We start from the raw sequence: 26233 nt of genomic DNA on the forward strand, positions 1-26233 counted from the left end.
CGAGTTGATAATTGCGATGGCTACGACTAGCCACTACGACCATTTGCTCGAGTTTGACCTTGTTAGAGACTTGAATACGTTGCCGCAAACCATCTCTAGTCTCAATATATGCCCCATTGCCCAATATCCCTTGAAATAGACGATCTTGAGCAGGCGTGGCAACTAGTCCCAGCATAGGACGTTGGCGATAGGTCAAGCCAATATGCACTGCAAACTCATTAGTTCGACGGATAAAATCACTCGTGCCATCCATTGGATCGATAATCCATACCCATTCATGTCCAAGGCGATCGATATTATCTTCTGTTTCTTCACTGAGATAGGCAAAGTCCTCAGTCCCAAATACTTGCTTTAACTGGCGCAAGATAAAATCATTGGCGGCTAAATCTGCGGAAGTAACATTGCCTTCTTCGCCACCTTTAAACCTGATTTCTAAGTCTTGAGGCTCTTGATAGTACTTCATCAGAATATCCCCCGCACCCCAAGCGATCGGGCGAGCCAGCGACATAATTTCGTTTAAATTCAGCATCTTGAATTTTGGTGAAGCTAATGAGTTGTACTATACCCTAACCAAAAGCCAAAAAGAAGCAGGTAGACTACGCCCACCTGCTTCTTTTTGAAGCGATCGCTTTTTTTAGTTAGCCACAACCACATCCAGATTTTTTACATCCAGTAGATCCTTCAGGATGTCCATCGGCACAAGCTCTGCTGCAATAAGGCTTGTCATTTGCCATGATTGCTTTGTCTAGGGAGACCATACAACTACATTTAGGGCAAGCACATCTAGTGTCTGCAAGAGTTTCTGTGAGAGTTGTCATATATTTAATCCTATACAATTAAAATTATCATATATGAATATACGTTCATATGTCAAAGGCTACGAGAAAAAGCGATCGCTTTTTTGTAAAATGTAACAATGCTAAATTCCTCCTCGCTTTCCCTTGACAATTTGCCGACTTGTGATCTTCATGCGATCGCACCTGAAGCATTACAAGATTTAATTAATGCGATTTTGCCAGTTGAGAAAGCGCAAAACATGGCAGAATTTTTCGGGATGTTGAGCGATCCCAATCGCCTGCGGATTCTCTCAGTTTTATCGAAACAGGAACTATGCGTTCACGATCTTGCAGCAGTAGTGGGCATGAGTGAATCAGCGGTATCCCATCAATTGCGAGTTCTCCGCACCATGCGTCTAGTCAGTTATCGCAAAAGTCAGCGCAAAGTCTATTACCAACTCCTCGATCACCATGTTTTAGAACTTTATCGCTCTGTCTCTGAGCATTTAGATGAATAGAGACTAATTATGGATTTGCGATTTAATAAAGAACCAACTTTTAATTCATGGCAAAGTCTGTGTATTGTCGAAGGTTGGGCGGATCAAACCCTAGGACAATCTCATGATTGGGAACCCCCAACTCAACTAATTCATTTGCTGCTCCAATTTCAGTTCCATCCTGTTGAATCCAAATTTTGCCATCAATGATATCAATGTGAAGAACGACTCCATAACAGCGTTTAGAGTCTCGCCAACCGACATAAACAAGTTGATAATGGTCATGTTCGGCATCAATAATTATTTGGGCTTGAATGCGATCGTCCCAAACATGAAGAGCATGATTTTTTAAGAGGGTTTTAATTTGCTGACGGTATTGGGTAAGGGTATCCATTTTTCTAGACTCTCAGCTTCGATTGCGTATGTGAGTATATAAAGTTGATTTTGCGTAACTAGTTCTTGGACAAACGGTGTTAGGAAAAATCGATCATAAATGTCATCAGGTACGGCAAGATAGAGGATACGGTTTGGGTCTTGAGTATGTAAAGCTGTACGATAGGCGATAAATTGCCCCAAGGCTCCATAAAATTGAGAAATTTTGGAGGGTCCTAGAAAGCTTTTGATTTCAATGGCAATTCTTTCTTCTCCTCGATGGGCGGCGATTATTTTTTCGGCTCCGAGGTCGATCGCTAGGTCAAAACTACCCGTGGCTAATGGATAGGGATCGTGTGTGATCGTCCAGTCATCTTTTTGTAAGGCTTTTTTAACGATTTTATGAAATAGATCACGGGCTGACATAGGAATTCCTCTCAGAATCTAAGTTTATCCTACACCCTGTTCAGTTTCCGATAATGAAGGAAGTTCTCCATCAATAAACTGAGGAATATTTTCTTGAATTGCTTGGTTACCTAAATTAACTATCATCACTTTCTCCAATCCTCATTTAAAAGCAAAATATCATTCAGCGCTCACTATAGCTACAGCACAAGGCGCTGTTTTTGTTGCCTCTTATTCTAGTTTTTTGCTAAAATCTAAAATAAGAGGCGATGCTATTTTAGGTTTTGGGCGCATGAAAAATTTCAAATCTGGCACGTATATACAACAAGGCTATTACAAAAGCTTTCAACCAACTCCCATCAATCGGCTCTGGACATTGGATAACATGGAAATCCAAAAGCTGCTAGAGCAAGCCAATCGCGAGTTAGGTCGGCTAGATATGTACTCTGAGTACATTCCCAACATTGACCTATTTATTAGTATGCATGTCCTCAAGGAAGCGACTCTATCGAACAAAATCGAAGGCACACAAACCAATATCGAGGAAGCTCTACTCAGCATTGAAGACGTGCCACTAGATAAAAGAAATGACTGGGAAGAAGTTCAAAACTATGTAGAGGCAATGAATCAAGCGATCGCTAAATTAGATGACTTACCTTTTTCATCACGACTAATCCGAGAGACCCATCAAATATTGCTACAAGGGGTGAGGGGCAAACATAAACAATCAGGAGAATTTAGAAAAAGTCAAAATTGGATTGGTGGTGCGACGATTGACGATGCTAGATTTGTGCCGCCTGTGCATACTGCGATCGATGAGTTAATGAGCGATCTGGAACTCTTTGTCCACAATGAGGAGCATTATTTTCCTGAGTTGTTGAAAATCGCTTTGGGACATTACCAATTTGAGACAATTCACCCATTTCTGGACGGCAATGGGCGGGTGGGCAGATTAATGATTACTTTATATTTGGTTAGCCAAGGTATTCTCAAAAAACCGATCTTGTATTTATCTGATTTTTTTGAGCGAAACCGATCGCTTTATTATGAAAACCTTACGCGAGTTAGAGAACAAAACGATTTATCACATTGGTTCAAGTTCTTTTTGGTTGGTGTGATTGAAACAGCCAAAAATAGCGTTACGACTTTTGACAATATTTTAAAGTTGCAAAGGCTTGTCGATCAAGAAATTCAGACGTTACGCAGTCGCACTGCTAAGGCTCAAAAGGTCTTGAATTATTTGTATCAACGACCTGTGATCGAGGCTGCCAAAGTTGCAGAATTAACTTCTTTATCACCATCCTCTGCTTATAAATTAATTGCTGATTTGGAGGGATTTGGAATTTTAAAAGAGGTAACAGGTGGAAAAAGAGACAAGATGTATATATTTGATGAATATTTACGCCTATTTAGCTAGGGCTGATAAAACAACTTTTTGTCTGGTTGTGAAGTCGCCATGCTAACCTTGTAGCAAATTTTTTATCCTGCCGAACTCTTCAAACAGACAATGGAAACAACATCCTTAGATGCAAATCCAATAACAGTAGATGCAAATCTAGATGCAAATCTAGATGCAAATCTAGATGCAGGTGCAGATGCGCGTCAACCCTCAAGTTTGACTAACAATCAAATTAATGAGGCTAATAACAATCTTGCGTCCTCCAATCCAGCTTTGGTTCGGGAGTCGTCAACCAGTATTTTGACTGAAGAATTGGCAGGGATAAAACTTTCACATACTAAACAAAAAGGCGATTGCTTATATCTTTATAGTCAAGATCGGGAAGTAACCTGTGCAATAAAGCTATTAGAGGCGATCGCCCCAAGTACACAGGATCTTGATCATTCAGTTTTATACGCCGAAGGAGTCCACCGTCTTAAATTGCATGGAAATGCATGGGCGTTAGGACTGGATTTACCGATCGCCCCATCGGCGCTGGCTGCTGCCGAAATTATCGCCGCTTTACTCACCAGTTTTCGGCAAGATCCGCAACTAGCTCCCAAGTTTGCTCAAACTAAGCTGAAGTTGTTATTACAAAACAATTGCCTCAATTTGTTATGCGAGACGCGCACTGCGATTTTGCAAGCAGAGATGGTATTGCCGATGTTAAATACTTTGCGAACCGTGAGTGCTTCAGAATATTTTCAATCGGTAACGGTATCGAGTCGCGTCATCGGTGAGAAAAAGCCGAGCTGGTCTTTTGAAATTGATTTGTTAGCGATCGGCATCCAGAACCCCAATGAAGAAGAACTATTTGCCGCAGAAAACACACAAGATCCCAGTATTGAATTTATCAGCGAAGACGAAGAGCCTAATTCTTGGCAGAAATTAAGTGCATATGCTGGAGCGAAACTACTTGCAGTTGGTCAGGCGATCTTTGGATTGAAATGGCTGGGGCAAACTGCACCGAAAATGCTCTCTTTACCAGTTTGTATAGCAAGTTTAGCGATCGGGGTTGGGGCAACGATCGCTATCGATCGCACTCTCAGTAATTACGATCAGCCCGATCAACAAACCAAATTTGTAATCGCTGATTCCAAAATCAATTTACCAGCTAACCAGCAAGATAATTCTCCCGAAAAGAGCCTCACTAATAAAACCGCCCTCAATTTTAATATCGCTTTATTCAATGAGAAATTATCTCTTCTTGATTGGCAGATCACGAATAAACAGCGATCGCCCGAAATTTTAATTGTTGGCAGTTCCAGAGCCTTACGCGGGCTTGAACCAAAAACATTAGAAAAAACACTGAACAACAAAGGATACAAAGATATCAGCGTCTTTAATCTTGGTATTGATGGTGCAACCGCCAAAGTTGTCAATTTACAAATCACCCAAATCCTGTCCCAGCCGCAACTACCGCGCATGATTATTTGGGCAGATGGTTTGAGAGCTTTTAATAGTAGCCGCAGCGACCTTACCTATGACGAAATCACTGCATCCGTCGGCTACAAACAATTGCAGGAAGTGCTCAAAAATAACGGTACTAGTCCGACTTCTTTAACTAATCCAACAGAGATCTCTACCAAATCGCCCAATCCGATCGCCCAATCCTTTGATCTGCTGTTTGCCACTTTTTCCAAGCGTCAAGAAATTCGGACTTTGTTAGTCAAGAAGTTTGATCGTAATACACATATGCTCAGCAACAGCGAAGCCCTGCTCGCTGCGACTATGCCCAGTACCGTCACCGCCCTTGACCCCAAAGGATTTGTCGCTTTTGATGTCATCTTCGATCCCAACATCTATTTCCAAAAATTCCCCCAAGTCCCAGGCGACTACGATCTTGACTATCGGAACTTTGAGACTAATGGATCCCAGTTTGAGGCTTTTGCAAATGTAGTTGACTTTTGTCGCCGCAATAATATTGAGCTTTTAGTCGTGAATATGCCTTTACATGTGACATATCTCGATCAAATTCGCAGCCGCTATGAAGCTACGTTCAATGGCAGAATGCAAGAGCTTGCCTTACGTGAAGGGTTTACTTATCTCGACCTGTCTCAAGCGATTCTAAATCAAGCCGATCTTTTTTCTGACCCTAGCCACTTAAACAAAAAAGGCGCGATCGCTATCTCTCAACTTCTTGTCCAAAACCCCAAAATCCGTTGGCAAGCCCTCAAAAAATAAACCAGAGGTACGGTGCTTTGCGCCGTACCTCTGGTTATCACTCAAATTTTTAGCTTAATTTTGTAAAACTATGAAACACTTGTGCTATTTTTGCCCAATATAGTTATGCAAACAGCTATGATCGCCTTACATTGCTTTGCGATCGCTCTTTAAATATTACTTTGCGATCGTAAAAATCTAATCTCACTTGGGTAATGAACTCTTAGGAACTCTTGGGCTATGAATACATCAGATCAAGCGCCAACCACAGCCTCAGGCTTAAAAAATAGAACCAAAGCTCTTGCCAAACGGGGAGGTCGCACTCCCTTCGAGAGCAGACTGATTCAAGCAGGACACGCCACCTCAGACCAGTTCGACCGCGCTGTCAAGGATAGCCAAGAACAAAATGTTCCATTTATTAGTGTCCTAGAGCAAATTCTTGGGCAGCAACTAGCTCCCGACATTACCCGCTATTACAAACGCCAACAACTTTTTGAATTGCGCGTTCTTTACGGCATCGAACCAATCGATCCTGATGTCGAAATTGACAAGTTTGATATTTCCGCCCTTAGCACCTTACTCGACTCCAACATCATCCCAATTTCCAGTTGTCGAGACTGCGAGATGCTACCTCTGGTTAAGACCGAGAACAGCATCACGCTCGCCTTAGTTTCCCCCGATAGCTACAAAGTCCAAAATGAGATCGCTCGCCTGCTCAAAAATCTGACCGTTATCAGGCGCGTGATTTCTCGCGAAGATTTTCATCTGACCTTTGATAATATTGTCCAGTTTCAAGTCAACAAAAGTGCCAAGGCTGAAGGCGCAATCAGTGATGAAGATCTCCAAGTTAAAGATGATGTCTTTGGCGAAGATATCACTGGCGCAGATGACGGCGATGAACTCATGGTGGGCGGTGAAAATTCCGCCCCAATCATTAGTCTCGTCGATAAAATTCTCGTTAAAGCACTCAAAGAAGGATGTTCGGACATCCATATCGAGCCACAAGAAAAAGACCTCTGTATTCGTCTGCGTAAAGATGGGGTACTGCGCGAATACTTCTTCCTGAGTGAAGGCAAGCGATTACCGCGTAACATCGTCAATGCTGTAATCTCTCGCTTTAAGATTATTTCCAACCTGAATATTGCTGAAAAGCGCGTTCCCCAAGATGGCAAACTCAAACGAAACTTCCAAGGTCGGCGGGTAGATTTCCGCGTGAATACTTGCCCCACCCAAAACGGTGAAAAAGTAGTTTTGCGAATTCTCGATAACTCCAACACTCAACTTGGGCTTAATAAACTGATCAGCGATCCCGAAAGCTTAGAGCTTATGCAAAGCTTTGCCAAACGCCCCTATGGACTGATTTTGGTTACAGGACCTACAGGCTCAGGCAAAACCACCACCCTATATTCGACCCTTGCTGAATGTAATGACCCTGGGATCAACATCAGTACGGCTGAAGATCCTGTCGAATATAACTTACCTGGGTTGACCCAATGTCAAGTTTTGCGGGAAAAGGGTATGACCTTTGCCAGTATTCTCCGAGCTTTCCTGCGACAAGATCCTGACGTAATCCTTGTTGGTGAAACACGAGATGCTGAAACTGCTAAAACTGCGATCGAAGCCGCATTAACAGGTCACTTAGTGCTGACCACGTTACATACCAACGACGCACCTAGCAGCATTGCTCGTCTCGAAGAAATGGGCGTAGAGCCATTTATGGCAAGCACTGCGATTATCGGCGTTCTTGCCCAACGTCTACTTCGCCGAGTCTGTGACAACTGCCGTATTCCCTACAACCCTAGCCAAGAAGAACTAGATCGCTTTGGATTACCAAGTAGCGATCTCGAAAAGACCTTCTACCGTGCCAACATCGTCAATCGCGAAGCCATGCTTCCTAACCAACGAGTCTGCCCAAAATGTAGCGGTTCTGGCTATAAAGGTCGAGCAGGGGTATACGAGATCATGAAAATGACCGAACGCTTGCAAAGTGCCATCAACAAAGGTGCAACCACCGAAGTCATCAAAGAAATTGCCGTCCAAGAAGGAATGAAAACCCTTATGGCATATGCCTTTGATCTTGTCAGAAATGGTGCTACCACACTCGATGAAGTTCTACGAGTCGTCTATACCGACAAAGGTCGAGAAGCTGAAGAACGCGCCAGACGCGGTAAAGGGCTGGAATGTGACAACTGTGATGCTATGCTCACACCCGAAACAATTGAATGTCCTTACTGCACTACGCCTAGAACTTTCTAGATCAGTATTTGAGCCTTGCGCTTCGCGCAAGGCTCAAATACTGGTAACTTTACTAGATCGTTTTTAAAGTTTGCACGAAGCGCAGTTTTTAGAAGCTACATAGGGAATCATGAATTTACTAGGATTAGAACAGGAGAATAGCCCGCTATGGTAATGGACTACATCATTGAAGACTTGATGGAAGAGGTTGTAGAACGCAAAGGTTCTGACCTTCACATCTCCGCAGGGCTACCCCCTTACATTCGAATCAACGGTCACCTCACCCGCACCGATCGCGATCCGCTTACCCCTGAAGAATGTCAGCGCTTGATTTTTGCGATGCTCAATAACAATCAGCGCAAGGCTCTAGAACAAAACTGGGAGCTAGACTGCTCCTATGGCGTTAAGGGACTAGCCAGATTTAGGGTCAATGTTTACAAAGATAGGGGAACCTATGCCGCTTGCCTACGGGCGCTTTCTTCCAAAATTCCCGACATGGATGATCTGAACTTACCGCCAATTGTGCGCGAACTTAGTGAAAAGCCGCGTGGACTAGTGCTAGTTACTGGTCCAACGGGTTCAGGTAAGACAACTACCTTGGCAGCAATGATTCAAACAATCAACAAAACCCGTGCTGAGCATATTCTCACTGTTGAAGATCCGATTGAATTTGTCTATGAATCTGTAAAGAGTGTGATTCACCAGCGGCAAGTTGGGGAAGATACCAAAACCTTTGCTAATGCACTAAAAGCGGCTCTTCGCGAAGATCCAGACGTAATTCTCGTCGGTGAGATGCGCGATTTAGAAACAATTCAGCTTGCAGTATCCGCCGCCGAAACAGGACACCTAGTATTTGGAACATTGCATACCAGTTCCGCTTCCCAGACCGTCGATCGCATGGTAGATGTATTCCCACCAGAGCAGCAAGGTCAAATTCGAGTGCAACTCTCTAACTCTCTTGTCGCGGTATTAAGCCAAACCCTTGTGCAAAGACATAATCCTCAACCTGGGCAATTTGGGCGAGTAATGGCTCAGGAAATTATGGTGGTTACACCTGCGATTTCCAACCTGATTCGTGAAGGCAAAACTGCACAGATGTATGGCTTTATCCAAACGGGTGGTAAAGAATCGATGCAAACCCTTGAATCGGTTTTAGCGAAATTATATATGGATGGCGATATTACCTTTGAAGCGGCGATGTCTAAGACTTCACGCCCTGAAGAGTTATTGCGAGTGGTTGGTCCCAACCCTGCCCCTGTGATGAAGCGAAAAGCAACTGGAGATTTGCGAGCGCCAGACATGATCAAGTCGAGATCGATTAGTGGCTAGCAAGATAGTTTTTTATCCATGATTCTTATTAAAGAGGTGCAATAATGGCGAAGTTTCAGGCAAATCTCAAAGACTCCAAAGGTAAGGCGGTACAGCAGACTATGGTTGCGGTATCCCTTAAAGAAGCTCGTGACACTTGGAAACAAAAAGGCTTCTATGTTCAAGACGTTAAAGAGGTGAAGGGCGGTTTTGACTTTGCCGGTTTCACTATGAAAAAGGTGACAGTCAAGGACTTAGCTTTGTTCTCAAGACAATTAGCAACCTTGGTTAATGCTGGCGTATCGATGGTGCGTGGTTTAGGTGTAATGTGCGATCAATGTGCTAATCCTAGGCTCAAAATTGCACTCACTGAAGTTCTTGATGATGTGCAGCAAGGTACTAACTTTTCCGATGCGTTACGTAAGCATCCAAAGGTATTTGACAAGTTGTATTGTGCGATGGTGCAGGCGGGTGAAACAGGTGGTGTGCTAGATGATGTTTTGGCACGTCTAGCGACATTGCTGGAAGATTCGGCACGCTTAACTAACCAGATTAAATCAGCGATGACTTATCCGATTGTGGTTTCATCGATCGCAGTTTTAATCTTCTTAGCGATGTGTATTTTCATTATTCCTGTGTTTGATGGTGTATTCAAGAGCTTAGGTGGTGAATTACCAGCATTTACACAGATATTGGTAAATATCAGTAACTTTTTAAAGAGTGAGAAGATATTTATTCTTCCAGCCATAGCCTTTGCGCTTGTATTTGTCTATAAGCGCGTCTACGCAACTCCTGCTGGACAACTCTACCTTGATGGCGTTTTCTTGAAGTTGCCTTTGTTTGGAGATCTTGTAGTTAAAACTGCGGTTGCTAGATTTGCGCGGACTTTTGGTTCACTCTCTCGTGCAGGTGTACCAATTTTGGCTTCGCTCGAAATTACGGCGGAGACCGCAGGTAATCTGGTGATCTCTAATGCGATCGACTCGGCTCGAAATGCGGTAAGAGAAGGTGGTCAAATTGCTCCTGCAATGGAAAAAACGGAAGTATTTCCCGTCATGGCTTTGCAAATGGTCAGTATCGGTGAAGAAACTGGTGAAATCGACAAGATGCTCATGAAGGTGGCGGACTTTTATGAAAATGAAGTCGAAGAAGCGGTAAAAGCGCTGACAAGTTTAATGGAACCATTAATGATCGTTGTCTTGGGCGGCATGGTTGGTTCGATTATCGTCGGGATGTACTTGCCAATCTTCTCGATCATGGACAAAATCAAATAATAAAAAAGCCCTGCTAAGCACTGTTTTTTTGTGGACAGTGAGTATTTAGAGGGCTTTTTTCAACTAAATACTCACTGTCCACAAAAAAACAGTAGTATCGTGCGAAGCGCGATACTACTGTTTTTTTGTTTTTAGGTAAAAGTCTTGCTCGGAGATTACTAATCGTGCCAGTTCTCAATTTTCAGGTTAGGGACTCTTTCAAACTCGCGAACATTAGCAGTTACAAGAATTAGCTTATGGGTTATTGCAGTTGCGGCAATGAGTACATCATAAGCACCTATAGGTGTTCCTGCCTGCTTTAAGAAATTCCTGATTTGAGCAGTTTGTTCAGCTTCTGCTTCTTCAAAAGGTAAAACTGTAACGGAGTTCAGAAATGATGTAATCAGTGGTTGAATTTTGATGGCTCGTTGTGGATTGATCGCCAATCCATACTTCAACTCCATTGATGTTACTGCCGAAACAGAAATATCCTCTGGGAAAACTAACTTTAGCCTCTTTGATGTGTTTGGATCGCCCTTGACAAAATCACTTACTACACAAGTATCCAGTAGATATCGCATAAATTCAAAAATATTAAACTGAAAATATAACTTCAGAAGGTGGCAGCAGTTCGTCACGGTAGGACTCAAAGTCAATGCTATCTGCGAAACCTTGATGTTGCAAAATTAGGCTTGACCAATTTCTAGTCTTGTTTTCTAGGAATGTAACAAACACGATGCTTTCGTGAATACCCTTTGGTATTTCGGTAAGTTGGATCTGTCCATCTTTATATGTTCCCTGAATGGTCTTTAGCATGGATTAACCCTCTAGAAATTAGTTGATTATTATTACTTATTGTGACATAGGAAACACTAGCAATCAAAGCGATCTTGAGTTAGAAAATGTATTATCGCCTCTTTCCAACTACTTCCCGATCGCAACCAATGTATTGGCAAATCACCATTACCTGAACCGCGAAACCATGTGCGCTGACGTTTGGCAAATTGGCAGGTATGAGTAACCGTGAGTAGCTTGGCAGTTTCCAGATCAGTTTTATCAGCTAAATAATCGGACATTTCGCCATAGCCCAAAGTTTTTAAAAGCGGTAAATCCTTTCCATAACGCTTCTGCAAATCACGAATTTCATCCAGCCAACCATACTCGATCATCTGCTCAGTGCGATCGCTAACTAACTTGCGATAAACATCCAGATCCTCACAATCTAAACCAATTTGCACAATCGGATAATCAGGCGACTGCTCGCCTTGCTGTGACGAAAGCGGTTGCCCTGTGACATAAAAAACCTCTAGCGATCGCAAAGTTCTGATTTGATCGTTTGCATGAATTTTGGTAGCCCCCACAGGATCGACCTGTTGCAGAACCTGATAGCAATAATTTTGTCCTAATTCCTCAAATTGAGATCGCAGTTCAGGCTGCGGCTGCACTCTAGGAATTTTTAGCCCTGCCGTAATTGCTTTAATATACAAGCCTGAACCGCCGACCAAGATCGGCGTAACTCCCTCAGCATGAAACTTAGCGATTAAAGTTTGCGCCTGATCTTGATAATCCGCCAATGTCAAAGTTTGATCAGGCTCAATAATATCAATCAAGTAATGAGGGAGAGCATGACGTTCTTCTAAAGTCGGTTTCGCTGTTCCAATATCAAAATATCGATAAACTTGACGAGAATCTGCGCTCAAAATTGGTGAATTTAAATGTTTTGCAAGGGCGATCGCCAGACTAGTCTTCCCCGTAGCAGTTGCACCTAAAATCACAATTAAACCAATAGGTTGTTTTATCGATTCCATCATCGGTTAAGAATAGTGACGACATATACTGCAAAACGAATACGAAATCAATTGCAGCGATAATAGATGTATAGCATTCCTCGTATATGAGGAGGGCAAAATGAAAACTAAATTAGTTGCAATTTTGGCTGTGATTGGAATTGGATGGGCAAGCCCTTTAGAAGCATACGATCCTGTCCAAGTTCAACAACTGATCCAAACTAAACAATGTGCAGGCTGCGATTTGACTAACGCTAATCTTGCGGGGATTGATTTGAGCCAAGCACATTTAATCGGCGCAGCCCTAATGGGTGCGAACTTGAGCGATGCAAATCTCACCAGCGCAAACCTTGAAGGTGCTGATCTTACGGGTGCAAAACTGGAAAAAACGAATCTTACCAAGGCTTATCTGACTGATGCAATTCTCAATGACACCAATTTAAAGGGCGCGAACTTTACTAACGCTATGTTAATCCATGCGAATTTACGCAGGGCAAATATTAACAATACCATCTTCAAAAATGCCAACGTCAAAGGCGCTGACTTCACTGGCACAAACTACAGTCTCGCCACCAGCGATGAACAATAGCAATTAAAAGGCGGCGCTTCGCGCCGCCTTTTAATTGCTTAATTGGCGGCGAAAGTCTCTAGGACTGAGACGTAATGGGTTTTGAGTGTCCCAAATTCCTAGCTCTTGCAATCTCGCTTTAGATTGGGCGCGACTAATTCTTGCGTCATACTTTACATTGGGCGAATAGGAATCAGCGATCGCAAGTCCCTCTGACACCAAATATTGATTAACTAATAAATTATCTTTCCAAATATACGCAAGCAGGCGATCGGAGTTATCTTTTTGCTTGACATCAAACTCTAAAATCACCTTCTGCTCCTTGATGAGATCTGACAAACGCTGACGAGCGCGATCGCCCCAAGGAGTCTGCTCTTTGAGTGGCGCACTGATGCCTAACAATCTCACTCGTTGCACAGTCATGTTTGGATTACTCACCACAGAGGCTTCTACAGTTTGCCCACTGACAACACGATTAATAATCCATAGCTCGCCATTTACTTTTTCCTTGGGCTGCATAAAAGCGATCGCCATATTTGAGATCGCTAAAAAGGCAACCAATAGCACAACCAAAATAAATAAACGCGGAGGGGATTTAGCGATCGCGTTTTCTTTTCCTGTTTTAGGGTTCATAGTCTGTGCTGCATAATTCATATTTGAAAGGGCGCAAAGCGCCCTTTCAAATATTTAGTCATGATCAATCGGAATACCAAACTGAAACCAGTGACGCTTGCGTTTGGCAAAAAAGTTACCGAACTGTAAACGATAGACCTCATCCTCATCTTGGGTTTCCAGATCTAAGTCTGACTGGGCATAGCCTGAGCAAATCAGAGCATAACCCTCATCCTGCAATGATTTGGATAAACCAATTACTTCATGTTGATCGATTTTCCCCGACTTGACTCGCATCGCGCAAGCAGTACATGCACCATTCAAACAGGAAAAAGGCAGGTTAATACCTTGATCTTCTAAAGAGTCAAGAATATAGCGATCGCCTTCGATATCAGCTTCGTAGACTTTATCCTTTTGGCGATCGTGAATACGAATGTGATAGGACATATTTTTTACACACGAGTAGGAATCATGCCCGTTAGACGAGCATAATCAAATAGACCACCAGCATCAATTACAGGGCGCACATCGCCAAGGGATTTCAATGCAAAAGTTTCGCCCGTCGTCTCATTAATAATGAGATTGTTATCAAAATCAATGGTTGCCTCTTCACCAGTTTTGAAGCGATCAACCAGACAATCAACCGATTCCCAAGGATATAACTCACCCGTGGCCGTACAGTTACGGAAAAAAATTCTGGCATAGGACTGAGCAACTACGGCATCTAATCCTGCCGCCCCAAGAGCGATCGGTGCATGTTCTCTTGAAGAGCCACAACCAAAATTTTCACCCGCGATAATAATCGAATAAATCGTTTTGCTTTCGCCTTCAGGAATAAAGCGATCATAGCGATCGGGAAGTCCAATCATGGCGTAGCTACCAAGCTTCTCGTATTCATCAGGCTTTGACGGTACAAGTGTGAGATATTCCGCAGGAATTATTTGGTCAGTATCAATATTGTCATCCAAGACAAATACTTTGCCTTTAATTGTCTTACTCATAATTTTTACTTATAAACAACTGGTTAAACAGAAAGAGCGCTAACCGCTCTTTCTGTTGTCTAATCAAAATAAAATAGTGTGACAACCTTACGTTGTTCTTCAGCATCCTGACAAGTTTGTAATAAAGTCTCACTACCATGAAACGCAAAGCAAATCAGTTGCTGACACTTAGAAATGATTTCTTGATTGCACAAACGACTTGCCTCTGGCAAAGATAAACTGTCATTCTCGCTATGTTCAATTAAATGAATTACATTTTCTAATTGCTCGCGAGACTCATAGGGCTGTCTGTCTAGACTCTGCGGCAAAATTACGGTCAACAAGTTGGGGTCGGCTCGCAAAGCACCCCGAATCGCAGCAAAATTTGTACCTGTTGCTCCAGAGGTAATAATACTGTTACCTGATAATGCCAATGCATAGCTGAGCAGTTCAATCAGCAGTTGATGGGTTAGTGGCACATGGCGGGAACCTAAAAACGCAATTCGCTTTGAGCCTTGCTGTTGTATCGTTGCAAGCTCTTGCAAAAAGTCGTCTAGCTTGGGTAGATTAATTGACTGAGTCAAACAAATCCCTCTCGTTTACTACTTACTGAACGAATACCTACACAATATCACTTAACTATAGAGAAGCAAACTATAGAGTTAATCAAGATTCGCTTGTCCAGAAATATATGTATAATTTGATATTATTTTCACTCTAAAATACCGCATTGAGAGCAAGAATTAAACAACAATCTACGATAAGCATCAAAGCATTTAACTACAACGCTTTGCTCTCAAACGCGAATCAAAAAATTTATTATGGTGCGTTTGACCGAAAATTACTGTAAGTAGACGCTCATGTTCAAACCACTACAGCATAGCTGGCTGAAATTGTGATAATTATCTCTAAGAAATTATGGTGGGTTACTTGACAATTGACAATCTCAAAATTGAGGAAGGTAATTTTGGGGAGCTTTTGGCGATCTATCGCTTGTTACCAAATTTTAAGCGAGAACTAGCTATTGATCGCGCGATCGCCACCATTACCCTTGAGCCAGAAGAAATTAATTTGGCTTTGCAACAATTTCAGCAGCGCTATCAGTTAATGACTCAAGAAGCCCTCCAGAATTATTGTCAAGTTTATAGTCTTACTGACGTACAACTCAAAGAGATCGCTCTGCGTGAGTTTAAAATCGAAAAATTTAAGCAGCAGACTTGGGGAAATCGGCTCGAATCAACATTTTTAAATCGTAGAACTAGCTTAGATCGTGTTATCTATTCGCTGATTCGCCACAAAAATCCAGAGCTTTTGCAAGAACTATTCTTTCGTATTCAAGATGGTGAGCAGGCTTTCGCAGAGGTTGCATCTCAGTATTCTCAGGGTGTAGAAGCTCAAACAGGTGGCATGATTGGTCCAGTGTTGCTCAATAAACTCCCTGCTGCGATCGCTGAAAAATTGCGCCATAGCCTTCCCCAGCAGATACATCCACCTTTTCCATTAGAAGAATGGTTTGTAATTTTACGACTAGAAAAATTTGTGCCCGCTCAGTTTGACGATCAAACCACTCAGCTTCTACTCAATCAACTGTTTGAGGAACTTTTGCAAGAACAACCCTCGCAGCAAAAATCCTGATCATTCTTAAATATCCTTGTTTTTGCTCATTAAAATCTTTGAATTACCGCCCATGTTTACCAACACTAATGCTATTCAAGACCTTATAGATCGCATTCCCTTATTAAAAAACCTTGATCACTCAATTGTCAAAGAACTGAGCGATCGCCTTCAGCCATTGCGCTATCGGATGGGGCAAATAATCTTGCGCCGAGAAACCATGCCAGCCCAAGTATTATTTTTATGGGAAGGTCAAGCAAGGCTGCTAGCCCAAATACCGAAATCGACATCTCCTACGACCCTAGAGACCCTCAAGACTGGGGCAGTAATCGGATGGGCGAGTTTGATCCGTGACTTGCCCTGCGAAACGGCGATCGCCTCTGTTGAAAGTACTTTTTTATCGCTAGACGCAACTGATTTTTGGCAACTTTGCGATCTCGATCCTGCCTTTAAAAAGGCTTTTAGCACCCAAATTTCGCCGGCAGAAGTATTCGATCTATTTGCGATCGAGATGGATCGCCGCGCTCAGTCTCCTAAAGATTTTACGCAGCAGGCTCGCAATGCTTGCCAAGATGCGCGAGTGCTAACTTTACCTGCGGGGGAAAATTCGATTGCGCCTCTTGATTCTGATTTTGTGTGGCTAGTCAGCGGTGGACAAAATATAGCAATTCCATTTGGGACAAGAGTTGAGCCAAATCGCACTATCTTTGAAATTCCAGAGGCTAGCTATTTACGTTTGATTGGCTTGCGCGATGATTTTGTGGTAGCTACTGAAGTCGTGACGGAATTACCGCAGCAGCTTACAGCTTTTGATATTCCTTACGCTCCTGATTTGCCGGCTACTAGCGAGCATCGCAGCGATCGCAAAACCCAAGACTATCCTCATATTTATGGGCGTGGTCCCATTGATGCTTCCGTAGCTTGTTTTGAGATGCTAGCGAAATATTGGAGTATGCCCTTTAATCGCCATGTGATCAAACGAGCGATCGTCAATCAATACGATCGCTCTCAAAGCATCTCTTTGCAGCTATGCGGTACAATCGCCGAATTAATGGGGCTAAATGGACAGTTGGTGACAATTCCTGCTAGTGCCATTGGTCAGGTTCCCACACCAGCTTTATTACCTTGGCAAGATACCTTTGCGGTGCTTTACAAAACTAGCGATCGCGAACAAGTATTAGGTATTCCTGAACAGGGAATTGTAATTAAAAAAACTGCTCAATTTGCCGATCTTTGGGGCGAATCGGGACAGATTTTACTAATTCAACCAACTAAAGACACTCCTAAGCAAAAATTTGGACTATCTTGGTTTTTGCCATCCCTCAAGCGCTACCGCAATCCCTTAATCACAGTTTTGGTGGCTTCTTTCTTTGTGCAGTTATTAGGGTTGGCAAATCCCCTGATTACCCAAGTAATTATTGACAAAGTAATTCTTCAAAATTCTCTTCCCTCCTTAAATATTTTAGGCATCCTGCTCTTAACGATCGCCTTCTTTGAAGCTTTAATTACTGCCCTAAGAACCTATCTATTTGTGAATACGACTAACCGTATTGACTTAACTTTAGGTTCCGAAACCATTGATCATCTGGTCAGATTGCCTCTGCGATATTTTGAGAAGCGATCGGTGGGAGAACTATCTAGCCGCATTGGCGAACTAGAAAATATTCGCCAGTTTTTGACAGGAACAGCCCTCACCGTTGTCCTTGATGCGGTATTTTCAGTCGTTTATATCGTGGTGATGATTTGCTATAGCTGGCTGCTAACTCTGGTTGCATTGGGAACCGTGCCATTGTTTGGATTGCTGACCTTTATCGTTGCCCCGATCGTCAGGGCGCAGCTTCGCAATAAAGCCGAACGCAATGCCGCAACTCAGTCCTATTTAGTGGAAGTTGTTTCAGGCATTCAGACCGTTAAGGCGCAAAGTATTGAATTGCAGTCACGTTGGGAATGGCAACGCCGTTATGCTCGCTATGTTTCCGATGGATTTAAGACCGTAGTAACTTCCACTACAGCGGGTTCCATGAGTCAGTTTTTAAATCAGTTTTCCAACCTATTACTGCTATGGGTCGGGGCTTTTTTGGTACTCGATGGCAAGCTGTCTCTGGGACAGTTAATCGCGTTTCGGATCATTGCGGGTTATACGACATCACCGCTTTTACGTCTGATTCAACTTTGGCAAAATTTCCAAGAAACAGCCCTCTCACTAGAACGGCTCAGCGATATTATCAATCATCCTCAAGAACAAGAAGAAGCGGGGCGGCGCAATATTCCCATGCCTGCCATTAAAGGAGCCGTCCGCTATGAGAATGTCAATTTCCGTTTTAATCCCAATGGGCCTTTGCAGCTAAATAATGTCAATTTAGATGTTCCCAATGGTCAATTTGTCGGCGTTGTCGGAACTAGTGGTGCGGGCAAAAGTACCCTCACAAAGTTAATGTCGAGGCTCTATGAACCTGAAGCAGGAAGAATTTTTATTGATGATTATGACATTGGCAAAGTAGAGCTTTATTCTTTGCGGCGGCAAATTGGGGTGGTTTTGCAAGATACGTTGCTGTTTGATGGTACGGTGCAACAAAATATTGCGTTAACCAATCCTGATGCCACTCCCGATGAAATTGTGGCAGCGGCGCGAACTGCTTGTGCTCATGATTTCATTATGCAACTGCCACAGGGCTATGAGTCACGGGTAGGCGAACGCGGGGCTTCTCTTTCTGGTGGACAAAGACAAAGGATTGCGATCGCTCGGACAATTTTACAAAAACCACAATTATTAATTCTTGATGAGGCGACTAGCGCCTTAGACTACAATACTGAGCGTCAGGTCTGTTTAAATCTTGCTGAGGAGTTTCGCGGACGCACGGTTTTCTTCATCACCCATCGCCTTGCCACGATTCATAGTGCTGACTTGATTTTGCTAATGGATAGTGGAAGGGTCGCCGAACAGGGAACTCACCCAGAACTAATGGCGCTGCAAGATCGCTATTTCTGTCTATACCGACAACAAGAAGCGGCGGGTAATTCCTAAAAGAATCAATAAATTTTTTAAAAGTGTTGCTTTGCAACACTTTTAAAAAATTATTGATTCGGGTTTGAGCGCATTGAGACTAACGATAAAATAAAGGCAAAAAGATCATGACAAATAATAATAGCAATCAACCAACCCAAAAATTGACCAAGATCGCGGCCGAAGATTTAGCATCTGGTGATGGGCTGGAGAAACCTGCTACAGCGATCGCCAAAAAAAGTAATTTCGATCAACCCTTAGCCTTGAGCCAATCACCTAAATGGATTCCTGCGATTTTATGGACATTAGTTGGCTCGGTGACGGTGGCGATTATTTGGGCTTCAGTAGCGAGAATCGAAGAGTCAATCCCTGCTCAGGGTAAACTCGAACCACAGGGAGCAGTTAAGGAAGTGCGTATTCCTGCTAATGGCGTACTCAAGGAGGTTTTGATTAAAGATGGACAGAAAGTCAAAGAGGGTGAAGTGTTATTGCGGATTGATGCAACTGTAGCGAAGTCTCAGCTTGAATCATTGCAAAAACTCCGCAAAAATCTCCAGCAAGAAAATCAGTTCTATCGAGAAGTCCTCAATGGCAAAGCTTCAGAAATTGATGGAGCAAAAGTGAGTGCTGTACCTGTAGAATTTTTTGCCTTAGCTCGGAATCGCGAAGCATTAATGACGGAAATGCAACTATATCGGATGCAGGTTAATGGTGGCGGCGCAAATTTGACAGGCGATCAACAGGATCGAGTGAGTGCTTCAAGAGCGGAATTAGACTCGCGATCGCAAGCTGCCGAGGCGAATATTAATCAGTCACTCGAACAATTAAATCAAGCTCGGATTAATCGCGCTAGCAAAGCAAACGCCTTGGCGATTGATGCCAAAATTCTTAATGATCTAGAAATTGCCGTTAAAGAGGGAGCAATCTCCCGTGTCCAATACCTCAAACAACAACAACAGGTAATTGCTACGGAGTCAGAAATTCGGCAGTTAGCGCGGGAGGAAATGCGAATTCAGGCTGCGATCGCTGAGGGACAAGCCAGACTGAGTAATACTTTTGACATTACCCGCAAGGAATTGACTAGCCAAATTGCCGACAATACAAAACGCATTGCCGAAATCGATAGCCAATTTACTAAAGCTCTAGTGGACAATACCAAGAGGCTTGCAGAAGTGGAAGGTCAAATTAAACAAGCAGAAGTTATCCTCAAAAACCAAGAACTCCTCGCCCCTGCATCGGGCACAGTATTTGAACTAAAAGCAGGACTTGGCTATGTGGCGAACCCCAACGCTGGTGAAGTAGTGTTAAAAATTGTGCCTGATGATCTCCTCGTAGTGAAAGTGTTTATTGGAAACCAAGACATTGGATTTGTCAAAGAAGGAATGGCTGTAGATGTCAGAATTGACTCTTTCCCTTTCACTGAGTTTGGCGATGTGAAGGGGAAATTAATCTCGATTGGTTCTGATGCTCTACCACCTGACCAAACCAATCCGACCTATCGATTTCCTGCAAAGGTACTGCTTGAGAAACAATTCCTAGAGACTAATGGACGCAAAATTAATTTGCAGTCGGGGATGTCACTAACGGCAAATATCAAAATTCGCGATCGCACAGTAATGAGCCTATTCACAGATTTCTTTGTCACAAATACTGAAAAACTCAAATTTGTCCGCTAAATAAATTTTATATAACTTTTGAATAACTTTTCCCTATTTACATGCTGAATTCTTTAGGATAGCCTTGTTTTAGTTACAACGTTAAAGGTCAGCGATCGCATAGCAAAAACGGATTTACCGTTATAGCAGTTATGCTCTGGGGGGAGAGAGCTAATCTGGATGTTGTTAGCTAAGAAGTACGGGGCGAAACAATTACACCAGCAGGGAAAATATTATGTCTGATAGCCAGAATGCAGGCTTAACCTTTAGTTTGGGCAATTATGGGGGCAACACTTCTATCTTTGGAGCTAATCAACTTCCAGATGTTTTAGGACTTGTTCAGTCCAAACTCCAACAAGCTGCTGCTAGTCCGGATCTGTTTGCCCAAGTTTTTGGAGACAAGGCGAATACGGCGGAAATACAGGCAGTGCGATCGCAATGGTCTGTAGGCGACTTTAGTCAATTACCATCTGTACAAATACTTTCGGCTGCCAATACAAATGGTGCTTTTGGGGCATATGCCAGTTCCACCCAAACAATGTATCTTTCCGATTCACTATTTCAAGCCAATGCTGCGCCAACCAATTCATTATTAGGTGCAGTAGGCGTTCTGGTTGAAGAAACTTTTCATTGGCTAGATGATCGCGTAGGCGTAGACACTCAAGGAGATGAGGGCGAACTTGCGAGAATGCTGATATTTGGCACATCTATGAGTAGTGCTGCACTAACTCGCATCAAACAAGAAAATGATTCGGGGTTTATTACTGTCGATCAACAGTTAACTTCAGTAGAAATGGCTACTCCAACTTTAGTTCCAGTCGAATCGTTAGGCAACACAAAACTGGTCAAGGACACTTCTAATTTCCTATATGCGCAAGTTGGAAGCAACACGCCTATTTCGATCAAGTATAACGGACAACCAATCACTTCAACAAGTTTCTCTGGTTGGCAAACCCTAGCTATTGAAACAGTTAGCGGTCAGAATCGCGTTCTTTGGAAAGATACAATTAACAATACTATTTCAGTCTGGCAAGCGGATAGTAATTGGAATTATCTATCGACTTCAGCAGCATCTACATTAAATAGTCCTGATGCGCTGACACAAGAGATCAACTTTGGTTTAGACCTCAATGGAGATGGCAAGTTAGGGACGACTTTTACTTCCGTTGAATCATTAGGGAACACAAAACTGGTCAAGGACACTTCTAATTTCCTATATGCGCAAGTTGGAAGCAACACGCCTATTTCGATCAAGTATAACGGACAACCAATCACTTCAACAAGTTTCTCTGGTTGGCAAACCCTAGCTATTGAAACAGTTAGCGGTCAGAATCGCGTTCTTTGGAAAGATACAATTAACAATACTATTTCAGTCTGGCAAGCGGATAGTAATTGGAATTATCTATCGACTTCAGCAGCATCTACATTAAATAGTCCTGATGCGCTGACACAAGAGATCAACTTTGGTTTAGACCTCAATGGAGATAACGTATTGGGGAATACATTTTCCTCGATAGAAGCCATAGGAAACACAAAACTGGTAAGAGATACAGGGAAATTTTTGTATGCGCAAGTTGGCACAAATACTCCCATTTCGATCAAGTACAATGGTCAAGCCATTTACACGAATATTTATGCAGGATGGCAGACATTAGCAGTTGAAACAGTCGGGGGACAGAACAGAGTTTTATGGAAGAATCTCGTTAATAACACAGTAGCAGTATGGCAAATGGATAGTAATTGGAACTATCAATCTACGCCTGTCTCTGGTGTCGCGGCAAATAGCGTTGATTCATTAAGTCAAGAGACTGCTTTTGGTCTAGACCTTAATGGAGATGGCACTATAGGCTCCATTCCAGACTTGGCAATCACAGGACAAACGGCAACTAGTACTATCACAGTTGGTGGCAATGTAAGCGTTGGCGCTTACACTAGAAACAATGGTAATACAACTGCTGGTAGCAACTATGTTCGCTACTGGCTGTCGAACGACACAATACTCGATAGTAATGACACATTTATCAACTATCAATCTGTTAATGCATTAAATGCAGGAGCTTCGCAATACAACAGCTTGAATTTTACCTATAACAGCAGTTGGGGAACTGGAACAAAATACATTCTGTTCCAAGCTGATGGTTATGGCTATGTGTCTGAGAGCAATGAGTCAAACAATATTGCCTACTCGACTATTGTTGTTATACCGCCTAGTCCAGATTTAGTAATCACAGGACAAACAGCCACGAGTTCAGTTACAGTTGGTGGCAACGTGAGTATTGGTGCATACACGCAAAACAACGGTGCTGGTGCAGCAGTCAGTAACTATGTGCGTTACTGGCTCTCAAATGACACAGTTTTGGATGGCAATGACACATTCATCAACTATCAGTCTGTTAATGCATTAAATGCAGGAGCTTCGCAATACAACAGCTTGAATTTTACCTATAACAGCAGTTGGGGAACTGGAGCGAAATATATTCTGTTTCAAGCTGATGGTTATGGAAATGTCACTGAAAGCAATGAGTCAAACAACGTTGCCTATGCCACTATTTTTGTTACACAGCCGAGCAGCCCAGACCTAGTAATCACAGGACAAACAGCCACGAGTTCAGTAACAGTTGGCGGCAGTTTAAGTGTTGGTGCATACACTCAAAACAATGGCAATGCTAGTGCAGGAGCCAACTATGTGCGTTATTGGTTGTCGAACGATACAACTCTAGACACCAATACTGATACAGCTATTGATTATCAATATGTAGGTGCATTGAATGCAGGATCTTCTCAATACAACAGCTTGAATTTCACCTACAACAGCAGTTGGGGTACAGGAACAAAATACATTCTGTTCCAAGCTGATGGTTATGGAAATGTTAGTGAGAGCAATGAGTCTAATAACGTTGCCTATGCCACTATTTTTGTTAATGCCAGTACAGTTGTTCCATCTACTTACCAACCGTTTAATGCAACTCAAGTCTTCTCACTCAATAGCAACGCCAGTGCAAACCATACTATTTATCTAGATTTCAATGGTCATACTACTACAGGCACTAGTTGGAATACTAAATACGGGAGCAGCATTGTTACACCCGCATATGATACAGATGGGAATACCTCTACATTTTCAACTACTGAACTAGAAAACATCTGGAATATCTGGCGACGAGTAGCAGAAGATTTCATTCCTTTCAATGTGAATGTAACCACAGCTAGTCCATCTACTTCTGATTTAATTAATAGTGGTGGTGGCGATACAAGATGGGGCATTCGTGTTGCCATTGGTGGGGATAACTCATGGGAGAAAGCTATCAGTGGTAAATCTATTGGTGGTATAGCTTATCTTGATTCATTCAACTTGAATAGTGATACTCCTACGTTTGTCTTTTCAAAGCAGTTCCATAGCACAAAAGATATTGCTGAAGCAATTAGCCATGAAGTGGGTCACACCTTAGGTCTTGATCATGATGGCAAGACTGATGGGACTGCTTACTATAGAGGGCATAATGGATGGGCTTCTATCATGGGGGTTGGCTACGATTATGAGCTAACGCAATGGAGTAAGGGGCAGTACTCTGGCGCAGACAACCCAGAAGATGATCTATCTATCATCACTACAAAAAATGGTTTTGGGTATCGTACAGACGACTATGGCAGCTCTTTAAGTAGTGCATCTAACCTATCCTTTAGTGGTTCAACTGTGAAAACCTACGGCATTATTGAGAGAAACACAGACTCTGACTGGTTTACATTTAACTCAACTGGAGGTAATCTAGCGTTATATATTGATGCTTTTGAACTAGGAGCAAATTTGGATATTCTTGCAGAGCTATATAACAGTTCTGGACAGTTGATTGCCACCTACAATCCCACAGATTCTCTATCAGTTAGTATCAATAAGTATCTGAGCGCAGGAAAATACTATATCAGTCTTAAAGGGACAGGAAAAGGAGATTTAGTCACAGGATATAGCAATTACGGCAGTTTGGGGCAGTATTCTATTACTGGCACGGTTGCATAACATAAATCCCATTGATCGATTTCGCTTAATCGAAATCTCTCTTCAAGTCTTTAAACTTGAAGAGAGATTTTTTGTGGTGAGATGCGATATTTGCTTGAGATAAAAGTCGATCGCTGTTTTGTAGAGTGATAGGCGATCGTTGGTTTATGGGAATGAGGGGCGATCGCTGTTTGATTGTGATTTATGCGATCAATGGTTGGAGGGAGTGAAAGTGCGATCGTTGGTTTGTGGAATTAGAGGGTGATTGCTCTAAACATTTAGCGTGTCTAACGAAAATAGACGATCGCTGTTTGATTTGAGGTGAGTTGCGATATTAGATTTGTAGAATGAATGGGCGATCGCTTTAAACATTTAGTGTTTCTGATGAAAATAGGCGATCGTTGGTTTGTGGAATGAGGGGGCGATCGCTTTGAATATTTAGCGTGTCTGAGAAAATACAGCAGTTATCGCTCAAACCCACCACAAAATGGGTCGCAGGGCGAAGCCCCGCAATGGGTTTTATATTCTTGTTTGTGGCGGGTTTGAAAGCAAATTGCTGTAGGTGATCGTTGTTTGATTTGAGGTGAGGTGCGATCGCTGGTTTATGGAATGAAAGGGCGATCGCTTTAAGCATTTAGTGTTTCTGATGAAAATAGGCGATCTCAGTTTGATTTGAGATGAGTTGCGATATTAGATTTGTAGAATGAATGGGCGATCGCTTTGAACATTTAGCGTGTCTGACAAAAATAGGAGATCGTTGGTTTGTGGAATGAGAGGGCGATCGTTGGTTTGTGGATGTGAAGGGGCGATCGCTTTAAGCATTTAGTGTATCTGAGAAAATAGGCGATTGCTCCAAAACCAAACATTGTAAATATTCCATGTATAGAATACAATAGAGCTATGGAATGGAATATCATATTCGACCCAGATTTTAAAATCTGGTTTTACCAGCAAGAACAAGGACTTCAAGATGAAACATTTTCGGTGCTAAGTGTGTTGGGAGAATTTGGACCAAAACTTGGTAGACCGCGAGTTGATACCCTTGAAGGATCTGCATTTCAGAATATGAAATAACTTCGTATTCAATATCAAGGAGAACCTTGGCGTATTTTATTTGCCTTCGATCCCAAACGCCAAGCCGTGTTGCTGGTTGGTGGCAACAAAACAGGAAACAAACGCTGGTACAAGGAAAATATTCCGATCGCAGATAAACGGTACAGAAAATATCTGGAAATACTGAAGGAAGAAAACAAATGACCCAATATACAACCCTATCCGAAGAATTGAACAAACTTCCAAGAGAGCGTCAAGAACTTATTGAAATAAGAGCTTCGCAAATTCATCTTGAAGAAATTACCCTGAGACATCTGCGTGAAAAGCTTGGTTTATCTCAATCAGAACTAGCCGAACGTCTTGAAGTACAGCAACCAGCCATATCTAAGCTCGAACGCAGACAAAATCTGGAACTCAATACACTTCGAGCCGTGGTAAATGCTTTAGGTGGAACCATCGAAATTATCGTCAGAGTACCTAACAAAGAACCGATCCTTCTTAGTGATTATCAAGAATCGT

General features: G+C 42.6%; 25 protein-coding genes and 1 pseudogene. 13 read left to right on the top strand and 13 right to left on the bottom strand.

Annotated elements, in window-relative coordinates:
- Positions 1-529: 3'(2'),5'-bisphosphate nucleotidase CysQ (locus APA_RS20715; RefSeq protein ID WP_201324127.1), on the bottom strand; the 529-nt coding region annotated here is incomplete at its 3' end.
- A 109-nt stretch (positions 530-638) separates the two neighbouring features.
- On the bottom strand, positions 639-818 hold the full coding sequence (locus APA_RS20720; protein WP_201324128.1) for a metallothionein: 180 nt from the start codon (positions 816-818) through the stop codon (positions 639-641).
- Positions 819-916: 98 nt separating this feature from the next.
- Here APA_RS20720 and APA_RS20725 point away from each other — a divergent pair, with 98 nt between their 5' ends.
- Positions 917-1294, top strand: a complete 378-nt coding sequence (locus APA_RS20725) for a metalloregulator ArsR/SmtB family transcription factor (RefSeq protein ID WP_201324129.1) — start codon at positions 917-919, stop codon at positions 1292-1294.
- Between the two features lie 40 nt (positions 1295-1334).
- On the opposite strand, the gene APA_RS20730 is transcribed toward APA_RS20725, so the two are convergent.
- Positions 1335-1667: a XisI protein gene (locus APA_RS20730; protein WP_201324130.1), complete on the bottom strand. Its 333-nt coding sequence runs from the start codon at positions 1665-1667 to the stop codon at positions 1335-1337.
- The gene (locus APA_RS20735) at positions 1622-2071 is read right to left on the bottom strand and encodes an element excision factor XisH family protein (RefSeq protein WP_201324131.1); all 450 of its coding nucleotides are present in this window, start codon (positions 2069-2071) and stop codon (positions 1622-1624) included. Before APA_RS20735 ends, APA_RS20730 begins: the two co-directional genes overlap by 46 nt.
- Positions 2072-2342: 271 nt before the next feature.
- On the opposite strand from APA_RS20735, the gene APA_RS20740 reads away from it, so the two are divergent.
- The 5 genes from APA_RS20740 to APA_RS20760 all read left to right on the top strand — a co-directional run bounded on the left by APA_RS20740 (position 2343) and on the right by APA_RS20760 (position 10468).
- Positions 2343-3467 carry a Fic family protein gene (locus APA_RS20740; RefSeq protein ID WP_201324132.1) on the top strand — a complete coding sequence of 375 codons (1125 nt, stop codon included), beginning with the start codon at positions 2343-2345 and terminating at the stop codon, positions 3465-3467.
- A gap of 90 nt (positions 3468-3557) precedes the next feature.
- Positions 3558-5672 (top strand): D-alanyl-lipoteichoic acid biosynthesis protein DltD, encoded by a 2115-nt coding sequence (locus APA_RS20745; RefSeq protein WP_201324133.1) that lies wholly within the window; start codon positions 3558-3560, stop codon positions 5670-5672.
- 219 nt (positions 5673-5891) lie between these two features.
- Entirely contained in the window at positions 5892-7907 is a 2016-nt protein-coding gene (locus APA_RS20750; protein ID WP_201324134.1) for a GspE/PulE family protein, read from the top strand.
- 153 nt (positions 7908-8060) lie between these two features.
- Entirely contained in the window at positions 8061-9215 is a 1155-nt protein-coding gene (locus APA_RS20755; protein WP_201324149.1) for a type IV pilus twitching motility protein PilT, read from the top strand.
- A 44-nt stretch (positions 9216-9259) separates the two neighbouring features.
- Positions 9260-10468 carry a type II secretion system F family protein gene (locus APA_RS20760; RefSeq protein ID WP_201324135.1) on the top strand — a complete coding sequence of 403 codons (1209 nt, stop codon included), beginning with the start codon at positions 9260-9262 and terminating at the stop codon, positions 10466-10468.
- 158 nt (positions 10469-10626) lie between these two features.
- Here the strand turns inward: APA_RS20760 and APA_RS20765 are convergent, their stop codons facing one another.
- Genes APA_RS20765 through miaA form a run of 3 tightly spaced genes read right to left on the bottom strand, consistent with a single transcriptional unit; the run spans position 10627 to position 12258 of the window.
- Positions 10627-11028, bottom strand: a complete 402-nt coding sequence (locus tag APA_RS20765) for a type II toxin-antitoxin system VapC family toxin (RefSeq protein WP_201324136.1) — start codon at positions 11026-11028, stop codon at positions 10627-10629.
- 13 nt (positions 11029-11041) lie between these two features.
- Positions 11042-11263, bottom strand: coding sequence for a hypothetical protein (locus APA_RS20770; RefSeq protein ID WP_201324137.1), 222 nt, complete (start codon positions 11261-11263; stop codon positions 11042-11044).
- A 56-nt stretch (positions 11264-11319) separates the two neighbouring features.
- Positions 11320-12258, bottom strand: a complete 939-nt coding sequence (gene miaA, locus APA_RS20775) for a tRNA (adenosine(37)-N6)-dimethylallyltransferase MiaA (RefSeq protein ID WP_236579930.1) — start codon at positions 12256-12258, stop codon at positions 11320-11322.
- A gap of 97 nt (positions 12259-12355) precedes the next feature.
- Here miaA and APA_RS20780 point away from each other — a divergent pair, with 97 nt between their 5' ends.
- Positions 12356-12823: a pentapeptide repeat-containing protein gene (locus APA_RS20780; protein ID WP_201324138.1), complete on the top strand. Its 468-nt coding sequence runs from the start codon at positions 12356-12358 to the stop codon at positions 12821-12823.
- 30 nt (positions 12824-12853) lie between these two features.
- Here APA_RS20780 and APA_RS20785 read toward each other — a convergent pair whose 3' ends face one another.
- From APA_RS20785 to APA_RS20800, 4 genes are read right to left on the bottom strand one after another with little or no spacing between them, the layout of a single operon-like run.
- A complete protein-coding gene (locus APA_RS20785; RefSeq protein ID WP_201324139.1) occupies positions 12854-13435 on the bottom strand; it encodes a thermonuclease family protein in 582 nt (193 codons plus the stop codon).
- Between the two features lie 54 nt (positions 13436-13489).
- Complete coding sequence (locus tag APA_RS20790) at positions 13490-13861, bottom strand: 2Fe-2S iron-sulfur cluster-binding protein (RefSeq protein WP_201324140.1); 372 nt, start codon at positions 13859-13861, stop codon at positions 13490-13492.
- 5 nt (positions 13862-13866) lie between these two features.
- Entirely contained in the window at positions 13867-14415 is a 549-nt protein-coding gene (locus APA_RS20795; protein WP_201324141.1) for a 3-isopropylmalate dehydratase, read from the bottom strand.
- Between the two features lie 59 nt (positions 14416-14474).
- Complete coding sequence (locus APA_RS20800) at positions 14475-14978, bottom strand: DNA recombination-mediator protein A (protein ID WP_201324142.1); 504 nt, start codon at positions 14976-14978, stop codon at positions 14475-14477.
- 334 nt (positions 14979-15312) lie between these two features.
- On the opposite strand from APA_RS20800, the gene APA_RS20805 reads away from it, so the two are divergent.
- From APA_RS20805 to APA_RS20820, 4 genes are all read left to right on the top strand, one after another.
- The gene (locus tag APA_RS20805) at positions 15313-16029 is read left to right on the top strand and encodes a peptidylprolyl isomerase (protein WP_201324143.1); all 717 of its coding nucleotides are present in this window, start codon (positions 15313-15315) and stop codon (positions 16027-16029) included.
- A 52-nt stretch (positions 16030-16081) separates the two neighbouring features.
- Positions 16082-19033 (top strand): peptidase domain-containing ABC transporter, encoded by a 2952-nt coding sequence (locus APA_RS20810; RefSeq protein ID WP_201324144.1) that lies wholly within the window; start codon positions 16082-16084, stop codon positions 19031-19033.
- Positions 19034-19140: 107 nt separating this feature from the next.
- Positions 19141-20688: an HlyD family efflux transporter periplasmic adaptor subunit gene (locus APA_RS20815; protein ID WP_201324145.1), complete on the top strand. Its 1548-nt coding sequence runs from the start codon at positions 19141-19143 to the stop codon at positions 20686-20688.
- Positions 20689-20902: 214 nt separating this feature from the next.
- Positions 20903-24682 carry a CARDB domain-containing protein gene (locus APA_RS20820; RefSeq protein WP_201324146.1) on the top strand — a complete coding sequence of 1260 codons (3780 nt, stop codon included), beginning with the start codon at positions 20903-20905 and terminating at the stop codon, positions 24680-24682.
- Between the two features lie 343 nt (positions 24683-25025).
- Here the strand turns inward: APA_RS20820 and APA_RS20825 are convergent, their stop codons facing one another.
- Together APA_RS20825 and APA_RS25520 are read right to left on the bottom strand one after the other, a co-directional pair.
- Positions 25026-25295, bottom strand: a complete 270-nt coding sequence (locus APA_RS20825; protein WP_201324147.1) for a hypothetical protein — start codon at positions 25293-25295, stop codon at positions 25026-25028.
- Positions 25296-25351: 56 nt separating this feature from the next.
- A complete protein-coding gene (locus tag APA_RS25520; RefSeq protein WP_268962131.1) occupies positions 25352-25483 on the bottom strand; it encodes a hypothetical protein in 132 nt (43 codons plus the stop codon).
- A gap of 78 nt (positions 25484-25561) precedes the next feature.
- Here APA_RS25520 and APA_RS25900 point away from each other — a divergent pair.
- Together APA_RS25900 and APA_RS20840 are read left to right on the top strand one after the other, a co-directional pair.
- Positions 25562-25918, top strand: a pseudogene (locus tag APA_RS25900) (type II toxin-antitoxin system RelE/ParE family toxin).
- On the top strand, positions 25915-26233 hold a 319-nt coding region (locus APA_RS20840; RefSeq protein WP_190352400.1), incomplete at its 3' end, for a helix-turn-helix domain-containing protein. The pseudogene APA_RS25900 and the gene APA_RS20840, both read left to right, overlap by 4 nt.

It is taken from the genome of Pseudanabaena sp. lw0831, from assembly GCF_016584665.1.
Classification (GTDB): Bacteria; Cyanobacteriota; Cyanobacteriia; order Pseudanabaenales; family Pseudanabaenaceae; genus Pseudanabaena.